Origin of the sequence: Absicoccus intestinalis (assembly GCF_033971885.1) — a bacterium.
Lineage (GTDB): Bacteria > Bacillota_I > Bacilli_A > Erysipelotrichales > Erysipelotrichaceae > Absicoccus > Absicoccus intestinalis.
Map to the genome: position 1 here is coordinate 1 of NZ_JALBUS010000022.1, position 18,421 is coordinate 18,421.

General features: G+C 39.0%; 17 protein-coding genes, 1 tRNA gene and 1 pseudogene. 16 read left to right on the forward strand and 3 right to left on the reverse strand.

Annotated features, from left to right (window positions below):
* Positions 1 to 190, forward strand: a pseudogene (locus MOZ64_RS10485) (transposase); the annotation flags it as partial.
* 40 nt (positions 191 to 230) lie between these two features.
* On the opposite strand, the gene trhA reads toward MOZ64_RS10485, so the two are convergent.
* Complete coding sequence (gene trhA, locus MOZ64_RS10490) at positions 231 to 893, reverse strand: PAQR family membrane homeostasis protein TrhA (protein WP_320326505.1); 663 nt, start codon at positions 891 to 893, stop codon at positions 231 to 233.
* A gap of 144 nt (positions 894 to 1,037) precedes the next feature.
* Here trhA and MOZ64_RS10495 point away from each other — a divergent pair, with 144 nt between their 5' ends.
* The 11 genes from MOZ64_RS10495 to galE all read left to right on the forward strand — a co-directional run bounded on the left by MOZ64_RS10495 (position 1,038) and on the right by galE (position 12,359).
* Complete coding sequence (locus MOZ64_RS10495) at positions 1,038 to 4,004, forward strand: chromosome segregation protein SMC (RefSeq protein WP_320326506.1); 2,967 nt, start codon at positions 1,038 to 1,040, stop codon at positions 4,002 to 4,004.
* On the forward strand, positions 3,976 to 4,941 hold the full coding sequence (gene ftsY, locus MOZ64_RS10500; protein WP_320326507.1) for a signal recognition particle-docking protein FtsY: 966 nt from the start codon (positions 3,976 to 3,978) through the stop codon (positions 4,939 to 4,941). Before MOZ64_RS10495 ends, ftsY begins: the two co-directional genes overlap by 29 nt.
* The gene (locus MOZ64_RS10505) at positions 4,934 to 5,215 is read left to right on the forward strand and encodes a sigma factor-like helix-turn-helix DNA-binding protein (RefSeq protein WP_320326508.1); all 282 of its coding nucleotides are present in this window, start codon (positions 4,934 to 4,936) and stop codon (positions 5,213 to 5,215) included. The genes ftsY and MOZ64_RS10505 overlap by 8 nt, the downstream gene beginning before the upstream one ends.
* 10 nt (positions 5,216 to 5,225) lie before the next feature.
* Positions 5,226 to 6,434 carry an acetate/propionate family kinase gene (locus tag MOZ64_RS10510; protein WP_320326509.1) on the forward strand — a complete coding sequence of 403 codons (1,209 nt, stop codon included), beginning with the start codon at positions 5,226 to 5,228 and terminating at the stop codon, positions 6,432 to 6,434.
* Positions 6,424 to 7,350 carry a DHH family phosphoesterase gene (locus MOZ64_RS10515; RefSeq protein WP_320326510.1) on the forward strand — a complete coding sequence of 309 codons (927 nt, stop codon included), beginning with the start codon at positions 6,424 to 6,426 and terminating at the stop codon, positions 7,348 to 7,350. Before MOZ64_RS10510 ends, MOZ64_RS10515 begins: the two co-directional genes overlap by 11 nt.
* A 73-nt stretch (positions 7,351 to 7,423) precedes the next feature.
* A tRNA-Gln gene (locus MOZ64_RS10520) sits at positions 7,424 to 7,499 on the forward strand.
* Positions 7,500 to 7,557: 58 nt separating this feature from the next.
* Positions 7,558 to 8,334 (forward strand): mechanosensitive ion channel family protein, encoded by a 777-nt coding sequence (locus MOZ64_RS10525; RefSeq protein ID WP_320326511.1) that lies wholly within the window; start codon positions 7,558 to 7,560, stop codon positions 8,332 to 8,334.
* A gap of 34 nt (positions 8,335 to 8,368) precedes the next feature.
* Positions 8,369 to 9,055 (forward strand): hypothetical protein, encoded by a 687-nt coding sequence (locus MOZ64_RS10530; RefSeq protein WP_320326512.1) that lies wholly within the window; start codon positions 8,369 to 8,371, stop codon positions 9,053 to 9,055.
* Positions 9,056 to 9,067: 12 nt separating this feature from the next.
* On the forward strand, positions 9,068 to 10,825 hold the full coding sequence (locus tag MOZ64_RS10535; protein ID WP_320326513.1) for an aminopeptidase P family protein: 1,758 nt from the start codon (positions 9,068 to 9,070) through the stop codon (positions 10,823 to 10,825).
* Positions 10,822 to 11,319 (forward strand): CpXC domain-containing protein, encoded by a 498-nt coding sequence (locus MOZ64_RS10540; RefSeq protein WP_320326514.1) that lies wholly within the window; start codon positions 10,822 to 10,824, stop codon positions 11,317 to 11,319. The genes MOZ64_RS10535 and MOZ64_RS10540 overlap by 4 nt, the downstream gene beginning before the upstream one ends.
* Positions 11,320 to 11,342: 23 nt before the next feature.
* Entirely contained in the window at positions 11,343 to 12,359 is a 1,017-nt protein-coding gene (gene galE, locus MOZ64_RS10545) for a UDP-glucose 4-epimerase GalE (RefSeq protein ID WP_320326515.1), read from the forward strand.
* A gap of 52 nt (positions 12,360 to 12,411) precedes the next feature.
* Here galE and MOZ64_RS10550 read toward each other — a convergent pair whose 3' ends face one another.
* Positions 12,412 to 13,941, reverse strand: a complete 1,530-nt coding sequence (locus MOZ64_RS10550) for an L-lactate permease (protein ID WP_320326516.1) — start codon at positions 13,939 to 13,941, stop codon at positions 12,412 to 12,414.
* Between the two features lie 124 nt (positions 13,942 to 14,065).
* On the opposite strand from MOZ64_RS10550, the gene MOZ64_RS10555 reads away from it, so the two are divergent.
* Positions 14,066 to 14,599, forward strand: a complete 534-nt coding sequence (locus tag MOZ64_RS10555; RefSeq protein ID WP_320326517.1) for a biotin transporter BioY — start codon at positions 14,066 to 14,068, stop codon at positions 14,597 to 14,599.
* Here MOZ64_RS10555 and MOZ64_RS10560 read toward each other — a convergent pair.
* Complete coding sequence (locus MOZ64_RS10560) at positions 14,564 to 15,514, reverse strand: biotin--[acetyl-CoA-carboxylase] ligase (protein WP_320326518.1); 951 nt, start codon at positions 15,512 to 15,514, stop codon at positions 14,564 to 14,566. The genes MOZ64_RS10555 and MOZ64_RS10560 overlap by 36 nt on opposite strands.
* 219 nt (positions 15,515 to 15,733) lie before the next feature.
* On the opposite strand from MOZ64_RS10560, the gene MOZ64_RS10565 reads away from it, so the two are divergent.
* From MOZ64_RS10565 to MOZ64_RS10575, 3 genes are read left to right on the forward strand one after another with little or no spacing between them, the layout of a single operon-like run.
* Positions 15,734 to 16,204: a winged helix DNA-binding protein gene (locus MOZ64_RS10565; protein WP_320326519.1), complete on the forward strand. Its 471-nt coding sequence runs from the start codon at positions 15,734 to 15,736 to the stop codon at positions 16,202 to 16,204.
* Positions 16,201 to 17,535 (forward strand): citrate/2-methylcitrate synthase, encoded by a 1,335-nt coding sequence (locus MOZ64_RS10570; protein ID WP_320326520.1) that lies wholly within the window; start codon positions 16,201 to 16,203, stop codon positions 17,533 to 17,535. The genes MOZ64_RS10565 and MOZ64_RS10570 overlap by 4 nt, the downstream gene beginning before the upstream one ends.
* An 8-nt stretch (positions 17,536 to 17,543) precedes the next feature.
* Positions 17,544 to 18,386 carry a transporter substrate-binding domain-containing protein gene (locus MOZ64_RS10575; RefSeq protein WP_320326521.1) on the forward strand — a complete coding sequence of 281 codons (843 nt, stop codon included), beginning with the start codon at positions 17,544 to 17,546 and terminating at the stop codon, positions 18,384 to 18,386.
* Positions 18,387 to 18,421 lie beyond the last annotated feature (35 nt).

The following is an 18,421-nucleotide window of genomic DNA, read 5'->3' on the forward strand; positions in this document are numbered from 1 at the left end:
GAACAAATGAAAACACCAATGGACTGTTAAGAGAATTCTATCCGAAAGGAATGGACCTATCACTTGTCGATGAAGATGAGCTAAAGCATAATCTTGAACTGATGAATAATCGGCCACGAAAGTGCCTGGCTATAAGACACCAAATGAAGTTATGAACGAAACAGACTCACATACATCGTGTTGCACTTAATTTGACAATTCATCATGCAAAAAAAGAAGACCGAGGTCTTCTAGATCATGAGATATAGTATGGCGATCATGTGGCAAATTGAAGCAAACACAATGAACAAATGCCAAATGAAATGAAAATATTTTTTTTCTGGATGAGAGTAAAATACAGCACCAATCGAGTACATCACACCGCCCAATAAGATCATTCCAAAAAAGGCAGGTGATGCTTTTTGTAAAAGGGTTGGCAACATGATCACAGCTAACCATCCCATGACCATATAAATTGTCATAGATAATTTCATATGCGCTTTATTTGAGATGGCTTTTAATAATATACCAGCCAGAGCCATGATCCATTCAATAAGCAAGATCATATAACCAAGTGTGTTGTCCAATAAGACCATACAAACTGGTGTATAGGTACCGGCAATAGCCAATAAGATCATGATATGGTCTAATTTTCGGAATACATATTTATAAGGCGTATCATAGGGAGCAATATGATACAGACTGGACCCAAGAAACATCAGGAATAAACAAATTATAAAAATGCTTGTACTGATTGCATATCTTGATCCACCAATGGTATAGGAACGAATGGCATAATAAGGTAGAGCACCTAATAATAAGATCCACATGACGCCATGACTGATGGCATTAGCGGTTTCTTCACCAAAGGATAGTTTAAAAGGATGTGCCATGTCATTACTTTTTTGTTGCATATTCTCACCTTCATGAGTATTGTAAATAATCTAGGAATAAAAGTCAACATATCTAGTATTTAAAACTAGATAATAAAGCATTAGAAATTCTATAGCGAACCAACTGGAGATAGTGTATAATGATATCGTTTGGAGTGTATGCCCATGTTTTTAAAACGAATTGAACTACAAGGATTTAAGAGCTTTGCGGATAAAACCGTCATTCAATTTGATCATGACATTACCGGAATTGTTGGTCCCAATGGTTGTGGAAAAAGCAATATCAATGATGCGATCCGTTGGGTCTTAGGTGAGCAAAGCATCAAATCACTTCGTTCCGGCAGTAGTATGTCGGATATTATTTTTTCTGGTAGTGAGTATCGCAAACCAGTCAATCTAGCCAAAGTATCTTTGGTTTTTGATAATACACAACATATTTTTGATTCCAACTTTGAAGAAATTGAAATCACACGACAATTGGAAAGGGCAAATAATGAAGCGAGTTACTTTATTAATAAGGCCCCCTGTCGATTGAAGGATATCAATGATCTTGTGATGGATACAGGATTGGGACGGGATTCTTTGAGCATTATCACCCAAGGGAATATTTCGGCTTTTGCGGATGCGAAACCAGAAGAACGCCGTTCATTGTTTGAAGAAGCAGCTGGTGTAGCTAAATATAAGAAAAGAAAACAAGTTTCTTTGCGTAAACTCGAAAAGACAAAAGATAATTTGGATCGCGTTCAAGATATCATGGATGAAATTGAACATCAGTTAATTCCCTTAAAACGACAGGCCGATAAAGCACAAAAATATCTATCGTATCGTGATTCATTATCAAAAATTGAAATCAATGTGCTTGTCCATGAGATTGGTACGTACCATGAGGAATTGGCATCGTTAAAGTCACAAATGAGCCGAAAACAATCGAATCTGATTTCCTATGATACGCAATTGACAAATTTGGATGAAGAAATTGATGCAGCTCGGAAACAAATGTATCAATTGGATGCGACAATACATACTTTACAAGGGGAATATACCCAAGCCATGAATCAATCGGTACAACTGGAAAAACGTAAGATTGAATTGGATGAAAAAAGAAAGTATGCTTTATCACAAGCCAATCAAGAGGAACGAAAACAGCAATTGGAACAAATCATTGCCGAAGCGCGTTATGAATATGAAGATCGAAAATCGCGTTTGGAAGCGATGCAAACACAATATGTGCAGTTGCAAAAGAAGCAGGAACAAACAAGGAAAGATTTGTATCATATGGCTTCACAAAGGGAACAAGCCAATCGTTTGTATCAGCAGTTGTTGAATCGTCAGCAAATCATAAAGAATATGTTGGCTCAACCCTATCAGCATCAGGCTGGGGTTCGTGCTATCGTAGCGGCAAGATCTTCTTTATCGGGCATTGAAGGTGTTGTATCTGAATTATTGATTGCAAAAGATCAGATGGGACAAGCCATTCAAGCCGCTTTGGGTGGAACCATGTATCAAATTGTTACCGATAATGAAGTGAGTGCTCGCCAAGCCATTGGTTTTTTGAAACGAAATCGCTCAGGAAGAGCCACTTTTCTGCCAATGACTGTATGTAAACCACGACCAATCAACGAACAACAACAATTTATTGCTACGTCTTGTGAAGGTTTTATTGATTTTGCGAATGGGTGTGTACAATGCGATGCACGCTATGAAAGGGTCCGCGATTACTTATTAGGTCATGTCATTGTCATGGATACATTGGAGAATGCCAATGAATGTGCGAAACGACTCAATCATCGTGTAAAAATTGTTACCTTAGATGGTGAAATTGTTCATCCAGGTGGTTCAATGACGGGTGGACGAGGAAAGAATCAAAGTTCTCCGGTTACTTGGAAGCAAGAGATGACAACGATCACGCAGCAATTAAAAAAAGCGAAAGTTGAACTGGATGAACTTGTTCGCGATGAAAATAAATACAAACAAACCGATGAAGAGTATAGCGAATCCATTGTGGATCTGAAAGTCTCTTTGGGAAAATTAGAAAATGTCTATGAGGTAAAAAAACAAAAATATGAATCTTTAAAAGATGAATATCGACAATTGGGTGATTTAGATGAAGAAGCTAGCCATGGATTGGAAGATGAATTGGTCATCGAAACATCGAAAATGCATGCGCAAATTGATTCATTAACGGAACAGATGCAAACACAAAGGCAGCGTCGCTATCAAATCGGACAACAAGTGGAAGAAAAAGAAAATGATGTTCGCAAGATTCGTCGGTGGATGAATGCTTTACAAAGTGAAATTCATCAATTGGATGTGGAACAGACCAAGCGACAAACGCAAATGGATAATGATTTGATGCGGTTAAATACGGATTACCAAATGACGTATGAATTCGCCAAAAGTCAATATGAAGATCATTCAATGGACATGGAAGAAGCCAAAGATGAGGTGATTCGCTTACGTCAAAAGATCAATGGTCTAGGGAATGTGAATCTGGATGCACCACAAGAATATGCAGAGTTATCGGAACGATTTACTTTCATGACCAAACAAAAAGAAGATCTAGAAAATGCGTCCCAACAAATTTTAGATGCCATCGCAGAAATGGATCAAACGGTGATCGAGAAATTTACCAATATGTTTCATAAGATCAACAATGAATTGGATGATGTTTTTAAAGCTTTATTTGGTGGTGGTCATGCGCAATTGACCATGGTCGATCCCGATGATGTATTGCACACAGGTATTGATATTGATGTACAGCCACCTGGTAAAATGGTCAAAAATATCCAGACATTCTCTGGTGGTGAAAAAGCGTTGATCGCAATCAGTGTGTTGTTTTCTATTTTAAGAGCAAGAACCATGCCATTGTGTATTTTTGATGAAGTCGAAGCAGCTTTGGATCAAGCCAATGTGGAACGATTTGCGAAATATTTAGATCGTTTTCGTGGACAGAGTCAATTTATTGTTGTGACGCACCGTCCCGGTACAATGGAACAATGTGATACTTTATATGGTGTGACCATGCAAAAGGATGGTGTATCGCAGTTGTTGAAAGTAGAATTACGAGATGCAGTACATATTGTAGAGAAGGAGGAAGATAGGAATGGCAATCTTTCAATCGATCAGAGATAAATTTAGTAAAAGCGATGATAAGGACAAATATCTGCAAGGATTGGATAAGTCACGTCGTAGTTTTGGAGATCGCATTCGTGCGTTATCGAATAACTTCCATGGTATCGATGATGATTTGTTGGAAGAACTGATGGTGATCTTATTAGAAGGGGATGTAGGCATTCAAACGGCTCAAAAAATTGTGGATTCGTTCGAAGAACACAGCAATGAGTTAAAGAACTTTGATTCAATGGAAGATTATTTTATCTATATCCTCTATGAATTTTATGATGATGTACCTGAAGAATATATTCATTTTAATCCAGATGGACCTACGGTCATATTAATGGTTGGTGTCAATGGTTCGGGAAAGACAACGACCAGTGCTAAGCTTTTACAATTGTATCAATCGTTGGGTAAAAAGGTAGCTGTGGCAGCAGCCGATACGTTCCGTGCCGGAGCCATCGATCAAATCGATACATGGGCAAAACGGATTGGTGTTCCTTGTATCAAAGGAAAACCGGGCCAGGATCCAAGCAGTGTTTTGGTCGATGCTTGTCGTTATGCCAAAGAAAATGGTATCGATATTTTGATTGGTGATACGGCTGGCCGTCTTCAAAACAAAAAAAATTTAATGAAAGAGTTAGAAAAAATGACGCGTGTCATTGGTCGTGAAATTGAGGGGGCACCACAAGAAGTATGGTTGGTCTTGGATGCAACGACCGGGCAAAATGGCATCAGTCAAGCACAAGTATTTTTAGATGCAACCCATGTAACGGGAATTGTTCTGACGAAGATGGATGGAACAGCAAAAGGTGGTGTGGTACTGTCCATTCATGATATGCTGCATCTTCCGGTTCGTTTTTTAGGTTTGGGTGAAAAACCAGAAGATTTGCGACCATTCGATGTGGCTAGTTATATCATGGGCATGACCAAAGGAATGAATCTTCATGATTGATCATGTGCAAGCCAATGAATACCTGGATATTTATGGTCCATTACTGACCCAACGGCAACAAGATATCTTATCTTTATATTATGGTGACGATCTTTCTTATACGGAAATTAGTGAAGAACTAGGGATTAGCCGAGCTGGAGTCATGGATGCTGTCCATCGCGCAAGTGCGCAATTGGAAAAATATGAACAAGTGATTGGATATGTTCAAAAAAAACATAAAATCATACAATTATGTCAAGAAAAAAAGTATAATGAAATAACAAATGTATTTTAGGAGGAAAACAATGTCTACAATCGTAATGAGTGTAAATGCTGGCAGCACTTCTTTGAAATTTCAAGTCTTTCAAATGCCAGAAGAAATCGTTTTAGCGTCAGGAAATATCGAAAGAATTGGATTGGAAGATTCTATTTTCGGCATGAAATTGAAAGGTGAATCGGAAAAGATCAAAAAAGTTTTGCCAATTAAAGATCATAGCGTGGCGGTTGAGCAATTAATGGATGCTCTGATCGAATATAAAATTGTCAATCATTTAACGGATATCAAGGCAGTAGGACATCGTGTTGTACATGGGGGTGAATATTTTTCACATTCTGTTCCAGTGGATGAATGGTCAGAAAGTAAAGTCGAAGAGCTGTGTGAGTTAGCACCTCTTCATAATCCAGGTGCACTTGTTGGTTTGCGCTCATTACGAAAAGCATTACCGGATGCCAAACATTGTTTCTCATTTGATACTGCCTTTTTCCAAACGATGCCAGAGGAAAACTATATTTATCCTATCCCATATGAATATTATGAAAAAGATCATATTCGGCGATATGGTGCTCATGGAATTTCCCATGAATATTTAACCAAACGATTAGCGGAAATTGAAGGAAAACCCGTGGATCAAATGAATATCATTACGTGTCACTTAGGTGGTGGCGCAAGTATTGTTGCGGTACGCAACGGAAAAGCATTTAAAGTATCGATGGGATTCACCCCATTAGGTGGTATCATGATGGGTACACGTTGCGGTGATATTGACCCTGCTATCGTTGTTTATTTGATGCGTAAATATCATTATACAGCCGAAGAATTGGATACGATCTTAAACAAAAAATCAGGCCTATTGGGCGTAAGTGGTATTTCCAGTGATATGCGTGATGTCATTGAAGCTAGTGCAAAAGGAAATCAACGCGCTATCTTGACATTTTCTATCTATGTATCTCGGGTCGTCGAACAAATTGCTGGATATTATGGTTTGATGGGCGGTGCGGATGCGATCGTGTTTAGTGCCGGTGTTGGTGAAAATAATGACATCATCCGCCAAGAAGTATGTGATCGTTTAAAATGCATGGGAGTCAAAGTACCAGCGGATAATAACTTCTATATTCGTGGTGAGGAAGCAAAATTAAGTTCGGATGATTCGAAAGTAGATGTTTGGTTAATTCCAACGAATGAAGAATTGGTCATTGCTCGCGATGCATATAAGATCTATACCAATGATAAATAAGATCATTGACACAATTGCTTCCTACGATAAAATTGCGCTTTTTCGACATGAGTATCCCGATATGGATGCGATCGGTTCACAACTGGGATTAAAAGCCATTCTTCAAGCGCAATATCCAAATAAAGATGTGCGTGCTTTGGGGGGAATGAGTGAGGCAGCCAGTTATTTTGTTGATGAAATGGATCATGTATCCGATGATTGGTTGGATGGGGCCCTTGCCATTATTTTGGATACTTCCAATGCCGCTCGTGTGGATGATCAGCGTTATACATTGGCTACGACATCGATTCGTATTGATCATCATGTTCCTATCGAACATTTTTGTGAATTGGAATATATTGATGAAAAAGCGACCGCTACGTGTGAACTATTGGCGCTTGCTTTGAATGCCTTGGATATCCGTATCCCAAAGATGGCGGCACAAATGCTTTATAGTGGCTTGATTGCGGATTCCATTCGATTTACCATTGGCACCGTGCGCCCCGAGACCATGCAAGCTGCTGGCTATTTGATTGGCCAAGGCGTAGATGTCATTCAATGCGAAGAAGATAATTTTGCGACCAATTATCCCAATTATGTCTATGAAACAAAAGTGCGAGAAAAAGCGATGCGAAAAGGCGATGCATTGGTTGCTATCATGGAACCAGAAGACTATGCACCCATGACTTTTTCTCAAGCAAAAGAAAAAGTTTATGTGTTAGCCGGTATTCGTGAAATCTCATGTTGGGGATTGTTTACGCGTATGGAAGATGGTATTCATTATGCGGCATCGTTGCGTTCGAAAAGAAAAGATGTACGTCAAATTGCGATGGCTTATCATGGTGGTGGTCATATCTGTGCGGCTGGCATTAAAAATCTAGAGCGCGAACAAGTCGACGCAATCATTGATCAATTAAAAAAACTCAGTTTAGAATAGGGCACCTTGTGTGCCCCTTTTTTGAAAAGTGCTTGCCAAATAAAGGGAAAGATTGTAAGATTAAAAGGCACATTGGGGTATAGCCAAGCGGTAAGGCAGCAGACTCTGAATCTGCCATTTCACTGGTTCGAATCCAGTTACCCCAGCCACTTTACAAGGAACCGAGTCCATTGGCTCGGTATTTTTTATAAAGGAGTTTTGGTTATTATGTTTCAACTGAATACATGGATAGAAAAAGGAATCACGATATTGATCATCCTTGTCGTAGGATGGATCGTCTCACGTTTTGTGAAATCATTGATCTTGCGCTTGACAGGGAAAAGCCCCGATCAAGGGGCCGTCACTTTTCTGGCTTCGGCAACGTCTTTATTAATCAAGATCATGGTCATTGTCATGATCCTTGAACAATTAGGGGTCAATTCAAATGTGATCGTTGGGGCTTTTTCAGCTTGTACATTAGGTATATCACTGGCGTTGCGATCCAATATGGCCGATGTTGCTGGAGGTATGCAGATCATTTTTACTAAACCTTTTCAAGTTGGTGATTTTGTGAAAGTTCTGGACCATGAAGGAACCATTCAACGTATCGAAATCATGTATACGGTCATGGAAACCATCAGTCATACCGAAGTGATCATTCCAAATTCCAAGTTGGTGGAAAATACGATCACGAATTATTCGAAAGAAGGAAAGGTGTTCATTCATATTCCTATGACTTTAAGTGCCGGTGTGGATATGGAAAATGTGCAAGCAACATTTTATCATGTGCTAAGAGAAGATCCAGATGTCATACAAACGGAAGACATGGATGTTCAAATTGATAGTTTAGAATCGGGCTTTCAATTGGGTGTGTATTGTGCTGTCTATAGTCATCGTTATCCCAAAGCCGAAGCGAATTTAAAAAAGAAATTGCAGGAGGCAAGAATCAAGGCGCAAATTAATTTGCCAAGTCAAACGGTTGTCGTTCATGGACAAGTGAATTAATTTATCTTACAATACCTTTAACAGGGAGAGATATATGGAAATCATTGATTTTGTGGTGGTAGTGGTTTTAGTAGCTATTGCTGTTGTATTATGTATTTTACCAACAACAATCCAACAATGGTGGGCAAACCATTTATCGTTTGATCATTTTGGAATTCGTACGATCAAGCGCCGACATGACCAGACCGATACTTTAGGAAATTTTATCTTATTTGCTTGTCTTGTATTCTGTTGCTTATATTGGCAATTGCAAGATTCTTTTATGGTTATTTATACCGTTCTTTTTGGTATTAGTTTTGTACTCTTGATGGGACAAACGTATCGCATTAGTTCTACATATCCCAAAAAGAAACAAAATTCATTGATCTTGGCCATCTTTATCATGAGTGCCATTGCCTATTGCAGTGCTATTGGCCTTTGGAATGGACATCAAATCCTCAAAGATCTACCCGTTTTTCAACAGTCGCTTCAAAAGCATGCGACATCTTCTTTTTTCTATTATGTCCGTCATTATGAATGGGCCTCCGTTATTCTATCTGGTCTTACCATGTTTTATACATTCTATTTGATCTGGGCCCAGTTTAAATATATGCGTTTAGAAGATACCTTTAAAGCGGATACTTTGATTTTCTTTTGGATCAAGGTGATTTTTGTCTCTATTCTTTCCATTGGTTTAGGTTATGGGGGATACGTTTTGATTGCGTTTGCCTATTATTTGTAAGGAAGTGAAATGATGAATAAAAAACTAGCTATTTTTCGTGAAGAAATGAAAAAAGAAAAGATGCAAGCATACATTGTTCCGACCAGTGATGATCATGATACAGAATATGTTTGTTCCCATTTCATGTCACGTGCCTATCTTTCTGGATTTACAGGAAGTGCCGGTACACTTGTGATTGGATGCCAACAAGCAGCCCTTTGGACCGATGGTCGCTATTTTATTCAAGCCAAAGACCAATTGGCTGGTTCTGGTATTGATTTGATGAAAATGGGAGTAGAAGGGACACCTACCATTTCGGAATATCTTGTCGATCATTTAGCGAGTGGAAGCGTAGTCGGTTTAGATGGTCGCTTGTTTAGTGAAGCAACGATAGAAATCTATGAAGAAGCATTGGATCAAAAAGGTTTGATCTTGAAAACAGATCTGGATCTGGTTGATCGTATTTGGCCAGATCGTCCTGCGTTGCCGCACACTCCTACCTTTCATTTTGATACACAATATGCGGGAAAGACCATGAACGAAAAACTCGAAGCAGTGCGTGCTCAACTATCTACGGATCATTTGGTCATAACCAAGATCGATCAAGTGGCGTGGTTATTTAATTTACGTGCTCATGATATTCCATCTTTTCCTGTCGCTATGGCCTATGCGATCGTAAGTCAGGATCGGGCTTCCATCTATATCGATGATTCACGTTTAGATGCGATCAGTCGCGACCTTTTTGAGAAAAATGCGATCACGATTCGACCTTACGAAGCGATATATACGGACATGCAAAAATTAACCGGTACAGTATGCGTTGATCCATATACGATCAATTCTACATTGTATCGTCTGATCGAAGCAGATATCGTAGAAGATGAGAATCCGATTGAACGAATGAAAGCTTGTAAAAATAGGATAGAAATCGAACAAACCAAAGAGGCTCATTTAAAAGACGCAGTTGCGATGACACAATTTATGTATTGGTTAAAAACAAATGTTGGCAAGATTTCCATGACCGAAATGTCAGCTACCCAAAAGTTACATGAACTCCGCGCTTCGCAAGCGGATTTTATCGAGGATAGTTTTGCGACCATTGCTGCCTATAAAGAACATGGAGCCATCGTTCATTATCAATCCAGTCCAGAAACGGATGTAGCATTACAACCAAAAGGATTGTTTATGGTTGATAGTGGTGGTCATTATTATCAAGGAACAACGGATATCACACGTACCTTTGTGATGGGACCGATTTCTGAATATGAACGAAAGTGTTTTACTTGGGCGCTTCAATGTCATATTCGTTTGGAACAGGCGACTTGGCTTTATGGTTGCACAGGCGAACAGCTAGATATGATTGCCAGACAACCATTATGGAACCATTCTTTGGATTTTAAACATGGAACCGGCCATGGCGTGGGTCATGTCTTAAGCGTGCACGAAGGACCGAATATGATTCGTTGGCAACAAGCGTCTGTACCATTTGAAGTGGGCATGATCACAAGTGATGAACCGGGTATTTATATCGAAGGTCAATTTGGTATTCGTCATGAAAATGAAGTATTGGCTATTGATTTGGAAAAAAATGATTATGGCCAGTTTATGGGTTTTGAACCATTGACTTGGGTTCCATTTGATGTAGATGGATTGGATGTAAATGAGATGCAACCCAATGAAATCGATTGGTTAAATGACTATCATGCGAAAGTGTATCAAAAAGTGAGTCCGTATTTGAATGATCAACAACGACAATGGTTGGCTCATGCCTGTCGTTCATTGGCTCAATGAAAGAGCGAATGATTCCTTCTTCGTGTCCGTATTGTCATCATACTTTTGAAATCAAACGTGATACAGTCGTGATTGCTGGTATGAATCCGAAGATTGATCAACGGCTTGAAGAAGGAACGTATTTTACGCATCAATGCTCTCATTGTCATAAACTTTATTATTTGGAGCAACCATTTTTATATCGAGATCCAAAGAAAAAATATATATTGATCTTATCCCAGCATAAGCATATTCAAAATCTTCCGGTTGATGAGCAAATCATTCATTGTCAAAATGCCTTACAGTTTTTATTTTGTTTCCGGGTCTTATCACGGAATTTAAATTTACGTTTGGTTCTTCATAAGAAACAACAGTTGGAAGAATTAACTCAAAAAAAGGCAAGATTTGACACGTATGATTCGCATTCACAATGTCTTTGGTTTTTTGTCGATGATCGACTTATGGCGATCCGATTGAACAATGAGGAAAAGCATGATATTGTTAAGGAGATTTGAAATAGTTAAAGAGGTTCAGAAATATGAAAATTTTGGTTACTGGTGGAGCTGGATATATTGGCTCGCATACATGCGTGGAATTATTGAATGCCGGTTATGAAGTTGTCATTCTAGATAATTTATATAATTCCAATCGTAAAGCGGTGGATCGTATCGAACAGATCACCAATAAAAAAGTGATCTTTTATGAGATCGATATCACAGATAAAGAGGCGGTTCAACGCTTGTTTGATGAACAAAAAATTGATGGTGTGATCCATTTTGCGGGATTGAAAGCAGTGGGTGAATCGGTGCATAAACCGGTTGCTTATTATCATACCAATATGGAAGGGACTTTGATCTTGGTCGACCAGATGCAAAAGCATCAAGTGAAAAATTTAATTTTCTCTTCTAGTGCTACCGTATATGGCGAACCAAAAGAAATACCAATTACCGAAAAATGCCCAAAAGGAATTTGTACCAATCCATATGGTTGGACCAAGTGGATGCTTGAACAAGTCTTAACCGATTTACATACAGCCGATTCAGAATGGAACATCTTATTATTGCGCTATTTTAATCCCATTGGCGCGCATGAAAGTGGTTTGATTGGTGAGGATCCAAAAGGAATTCCGAACAATTTATTGCCTTATGTAGCCCAAGTTGCGATTGGTAAGTTAAAAGAAGTTGGTGTTTTTGGCAATGATTATGATACACCAGATGGTACGGGTGTACGTGATTATATCCATGTCGTTGATTTGGCTAGAGGCCATGTTGCGGCTTTGAATAAATTATGGGAAAAACCAGGTGTCAAAGTATATAACTTAGGTACAGGAAAGGGATATAGCGTATTGGATGTGATCCATGCGTTTGAAAAAGCATGTGGACATCCGATTCCATACACTATCAAGCCACGTCGCGATGGTGATATTGCGATGTGCTATTCCAATTGTGACTTAGCCAATAAAGAATTAGGATGGTATGCGCAGTATGATTTGGATGATATGTGTCGTTCCAGTTGGAATTGGCAAGTGAAAAATCCAAATGGATATAACGATTGATCGGGAAACCGATCTTTTTTTGTGAAAAAAAACGGCCGAAGCCGTTGTATGTTCATCCAAATAGGATCGTTCCAATATAGGCAAGAATTGACATGGCAATCAAGAAAGTAAGGCCATAAGGAAGAATCATCGATAACAATTTGGAATCTTCGCCTTTTGCATTTACACTGGATAGACCAATGGCCAAGGATTGTGGCGACAGCATTTTTCCAGCTGCAACCCCTAAAGAATTAAGAGCAACCATCCAATAGGAATCGACGTGTAAGTGTTTTGCGGCATCGAGTTGTACGGCACCAAACAAAACGCCAGAATTTGTTCCTGACCCCGTTACAAAAGTTCCTAAGGCACCAATCCAAGGAGCGAAAAGTGGATAGAAGCTTCCGGTTGCGGCAATCGCAAAAGAGGAAATGGAAGCAATCATACCTGCATAACCCATGACTTTGGCACATCCCAATACACATATCATGGTGATCATGGTTTCAGACATTTGTTGGATGGTTGCCTTCAAGACCTTTCCCATCGTTTTCCAAGAAGCTTTTTGGATCAAGCCACCTAAAATGGCAGATAAGAAGATCCAAACACCGGGTGTATTGATCCAAGAAAAGGTTAAGGTCGAGGCGTCTTTGCCTTGATAAATTTGTACTTGGCTGGAGAATTGAGCCAATGCTTCATGGATGGGCATCACCAATGCACTGGTCATCAATAAGAAAATAAAGATAAAAATGAATGGTGACCAAGCCCGAAAAGCTTTTTTTGTATCGATCGTTTCGCCTTTTTCTAATTGGATCTCATAGGCAGGATCGGTAGGCTTTTTAATGCCTAGAGCAATCGTAACAAGCAATGAACAAACGCTACCTACGACAACTGCTAATTCGGCGCCAACAAATTTTGCGACAATCAATTGGGGAATCACAAAAGATAATCCAGATGCTAAGGTCAAACCAGTGACTCCTTTTAAAGCTTTTACACCTTTTCCTGTGACCATAACGATCAAAAATGGACAAATCAACATGAATGGTGATAATTGAAGCGTTGTCATATAGGATAATCCAGTATTTTGTAAGCCTACTAAGTTTGCCAAGGTATTGGTGGGAATGCCAATGGATCCAAATGGAGTTGGGGTACCGTTGGCAATAAGACAGACTAGGCAAGAAAATAAAGGATCAAAGCCTAAAGATACAAGCATGGATGCAGGAATGGCAATGGCTGTTCCAAAACCGGCCATACCTTCCATAAAACCGCCAAAGCACCAAGCAATCAACAAGACCAAGATACGTTTATCATTGGATACTGAAGTGATCATTTGTTTGATGATGTCCATACCTTTTGTCTCACAACATAAGTTGTATGTAAAAACAGCCGCAATGATCACTAAAATGATAGGCCATAAAGCCATTAAGAGGCCTTCCAGTGCGGCACTGAATACATAGTTGGTGGGGGAGTGCCAAAGGAAGATGGCCAAAACAAGGGAAATGACCAATGAGCCGAATGCGGCCTTGAATGTGGGTATTTTTAATCCCATTAGAGCGACAGTTAACCAAATGATAGGTAATAAAGCGAAGATAAAATAGATGAATGACATAACTTTTCCCTTTCTCTCGCATTTAGGATACCTTATTTTAATGGGGTTGACTATGAGAAAGTTTAAAAAGTTCTTTAATAATAAAAAAAAGAATGTTAACCTTTTTTCTGAAGAGGTTAACAATATGACAAATAAAGATTGGATCCAATGTGCCCTTATGGCAGCTATCATAGGAGTATTGGCCCCTTTAGCGATTCCATTAGCTGGGGGTGTGCCGATTTCTTTTGCGACTTGTATCGTGATGCTTTGTGGCAGCCTTTTGGGATCAAAAAAAGGGGCATGGAGCGTATGTATCTATTTATTATTGGGATGTATCGGAATTCCTGTTTTTGCCGGATATACGGCAGGAATTGGACATATTTTTGGGCCTTCTGGTGGTTTTTTGATTGGGTATCTTATATTGGTTTATGTGGTCGGCAAAAGCACGAAAACGGTAGCTCATTTGATTGTTGGTATGGTCATTGGCAATCTCTTCTTGTATGCTTTTGGTATCATTTGGTTCATGATTGTTTCAAAGAGCACGTTGATGGCTGCTTTGACATGGTGCGTTCTCCCTTTTATTCCTGGTGACATTTGTAAGATGATTGCGGTGGCAGTCGTCAGTCCTATTTTGTGGAGATCATTACCATTTTTGAATCGTGACTTCACCAGAACGTAAAACTTGAATTTGATCGTTGGTTTGGACAACCAACTGGCCATCTTCATTGATATCGATGACCGTTCCTGTATGGATTTTGTTTTGCCAACGATAGGTAATCGTTTTTCCTATCAACAAAGAACGAGATCGATAGGATTCTATCAATTTTTGATCATCTAGATGTTGGACCCATTTCATGAAATGGGTCCAAATCAAAGCGGATAAGTGATTGCGATCGATTTGATCCATGTTCAAGGAACCGGCAATAGGAGTGATATCTTCAGGAAAGGTCATTGGTTTACAATTGATACCAATTCCGATAATGATTGATTCAATTTGTTGGGTCTCAAAATTGGCGGTTGCTTCGGTAAGGATGCCACATACTTTTTGTTGACCAACAAATAAATCATTGACCCATTTAATTTGACAAGAAATCGATGTCATTTCTTCAATGGCTTCGCATGTTGCAACTGCAGCAGCCAAGGTGACTTTTAGGATCTTTTGTGCAAACGCATAAGGCTTTAAGATGATCGATAAATAAAGCCCTGTATCAGCAGGAGAATAAAAGGAATGTCCTTGTCGGCCACGTCCAGCGGTTTGTTGATTGGCGACAATCAGGGTCCCTTCTTGCACATCATTTTCCATCAGCAGTCGTTTGGCATAGTTGTTTGTTGAGTCAATAGAGTCAAATACAAGTACTGGCACATGTGGAAGATAGAATTGGATTCGAGCTGCATCCAATTTATCGATATCTTGAATCAAATGATAGCCTGCATGAGGCACTGCTTCAATGGCATAGCCATCTTGTTTTAAAGATTGGATAGCTTTCCATATAGCGGTACGGCTGACATTGTATTTTTTACATAATACTTGTCCAGATATAGATTGCGAAGGATTTGATAGTAATTCCAAAAGAATTTTTTGTTTTAAGTTCATAGGTACAGAATAGCATGTTTCCAAAATGTTTCAATATATTGAAAAAAATTACATTTTGATATAAAATAAATTACATTAAACGGGATTGAATATGAATTTTGCCTTTATAGATTTGACAAGAAAACGATTGAAAGAATCAGCATTTTCATTTCATCGGAAATGATTGTTCGGGGCGGATGTATAGGAAATCAAAGGGTTTAGATGAATTGAGGTGAAGACATGGCCGAAAGAATTGAAAAGGATTTGCTCTATCATGCCATTCGTTCTTTAACAACTCGAGCCATGTTGGATCGATTATCGTGTGATCGTGAGAAATTATTTCAAAAGATGTCTTCTGCCGATTTTACTTGTATGGTTGTGATCGTCAATCATCCAGGCCGCCTATATATCAATGATCTGGCCGAACAAATGCAAATGTCCTTACGACAAATATCTGAAATTGCACAGACTTTGGTTGCACAAGATTTGATTGATTGGGAATTTGATGGAAATGGGGAACAAGGCACGTATGTTGTTCCAACCAAGCTTGGTCAGAAAGCAACCCAGGAACAAATCGATATATTAGAGACATATTATACAAAAGTTATTCAGCGATATGGGAAAGCACGATTCAAAGACTTGATGGAAGATCTCAACGAATTAGAGGTCATCATGGCCAAAGGCATTTTTGAAATGGAGGAAGAGAAATGAACGATAGTGATATCTTAGAGTACGCAGCCATGCAAGCTCCACACTGCATTGAAGAAAATTATATTTCCGATACATTATTTCGAGAGTATGGTGTGTATCGTGGATTACGTGATGAGAATGGAAAAGGTGTATTAACAGGATTAACGCGAATTTCTGAATTGAATGGTTTTAAAAGTGTTCATGGTCAACGTATTCCAATCGAAGGTGAATTGTGGTATCGAGGATATCGCATTGGCAGTATCATTGATTCCTTAGGAAAGAATGAGTTGGGTTTTGAAAAAGTTGCTTATTTATTATTGTTTGGTCAAATGCCATCGGATGCTCAATTGACCGAATTTTCCGCAAAATTAGGAAAAAGTCGTCGATTACCAACCAATTTTACGCGTGATGTTTTGATGAAAGCACCCACGCATGACATCATGAACATGATGACCCGATCCATCTTGACTTTATCCAGTTATGATGAAAACATTTTGGATGATTCCATTTCCAATAATATTCGTCAATGTATTGAATTAATAGCGGTTTTCCCTATGTTGGCAGTTTATAGCTATCATGCTGATAATCACTACAATAATATGCAGAGCATGTATATTCATCGTCCCAAACCAGAATTGTCAACTGCCGAAAACTTCTTGCGTATGTTACGTCCAGATAGTAAATATACACCACTTGAAGCCAAGGTTTTGGATACTTGTTTATTGCTTCATATGGATCATGGTGGAGGTAATAACTCAACCTTTACAACACGTGTTGTAACTTCGACAGGTGCTGATACCTATGCCGCTGTTGCAGCCGGCATGTGTTCCTTGAAAGGACCGAAACATGGTGGTGCCAATATTCGTGTGATCAAGATGATGGATGATATTCGACAACATGTATCGGATTGGAATGATCGCGATGAGATTCATGACTATTTAAATGATATCTTGGATAAAAAGGCTTTTGATAAAAAAGGTTTGATTTATGGTATGGGTCATGCGGTTTATTCCATTAGTGATCCACGTGAGATTATTTTGAAAGATTATGCGCAAAAATTAGCCGCGGCTACCAATCGTGAAGAGGATATGTCGTTGTATCAAATGGTTGAAGAAGAAGCTTGTGATTTGATCAAAGAGAAGCGTCATATCAAAACAGGTGTCAGTCCCAATGTCGACTTCTACTCTGGCTTTATATATGAAATGCTGGGAATTCCAAGAGAATTGTATACCCCTTTGTTTGCGATTGCTCGTATCGTTGGATGGTCAGCACATCGTTTAGAAGAGAAGATTGGACAAGGAAAAATTATTCGTCCAGCGTATCGCAGTATCATGGAACACAAAGAGAAGTAGGTATCCATATGAAAATTTCGAGAATTATCAAAGTATGCATGGCGGCCTGTTTAAGTTTTATGTTGGTTGCTTGTTCTTCGAGTAGTTCAAATCGTTCTGTCTCTATTCCCGATACCAAAGATATTCAAAAGATCCAAGATCGTGGTGTTTTACGGGTCGGAGTGAAGAAGTCCGTACCTGGTTTTAGCGAAAAGAAAGATGGCAAGTACCAAGGTTTAGAAGCGGATCTTGCAAAAAAATTAGCCGATGATCTAGGTGTGGATGTTCAATATACATCTGTCACACCAACGAGTCGTGAAACATTATTAAAAAATGGAAAGATTGATTGTGTGATCGCTACATATACGATTACGCAGGAGCGGAAAAAGGAATTTGATTTTTCGACTCCATACTATATTTCTCATGTGTCGGTTTTAGTGGATGATGATAGTATTCAAACTCTCAGTGATCTAAATGGTCGCATCATTGGGGTGGTAACAAATTCGAATAGTGGCAAAGATCTTGTGAAAGCCATGATCGATCAGGGCATGATCAATGGTTCTGGTTTTGACGAAGATCATTTTGATCCTACTACATGGACAACTGGAGTTCGTTTCCATATATATGATGATTATACCCAATGTGATCAAGCCCTGCGTGCCGGAGATATTGACGGTATGTGTACGGATACATCCATATTAAAGGGATATACGACGGGCTCTCGTCATTTGATCGATGCGAAATTTGCGCCACAAAAATATGGAATTGCGACCACAAAAGATTCAGGTTTATCTGAATTTGTGAATGATGAAGTGAAGCAATGGAAAAAGGATAAAAGCATCAAGGCTTTGGTGAAATCCTATGATTTATAAAAATGTCCGTTCAACAACGGACATTTTCTATTGAA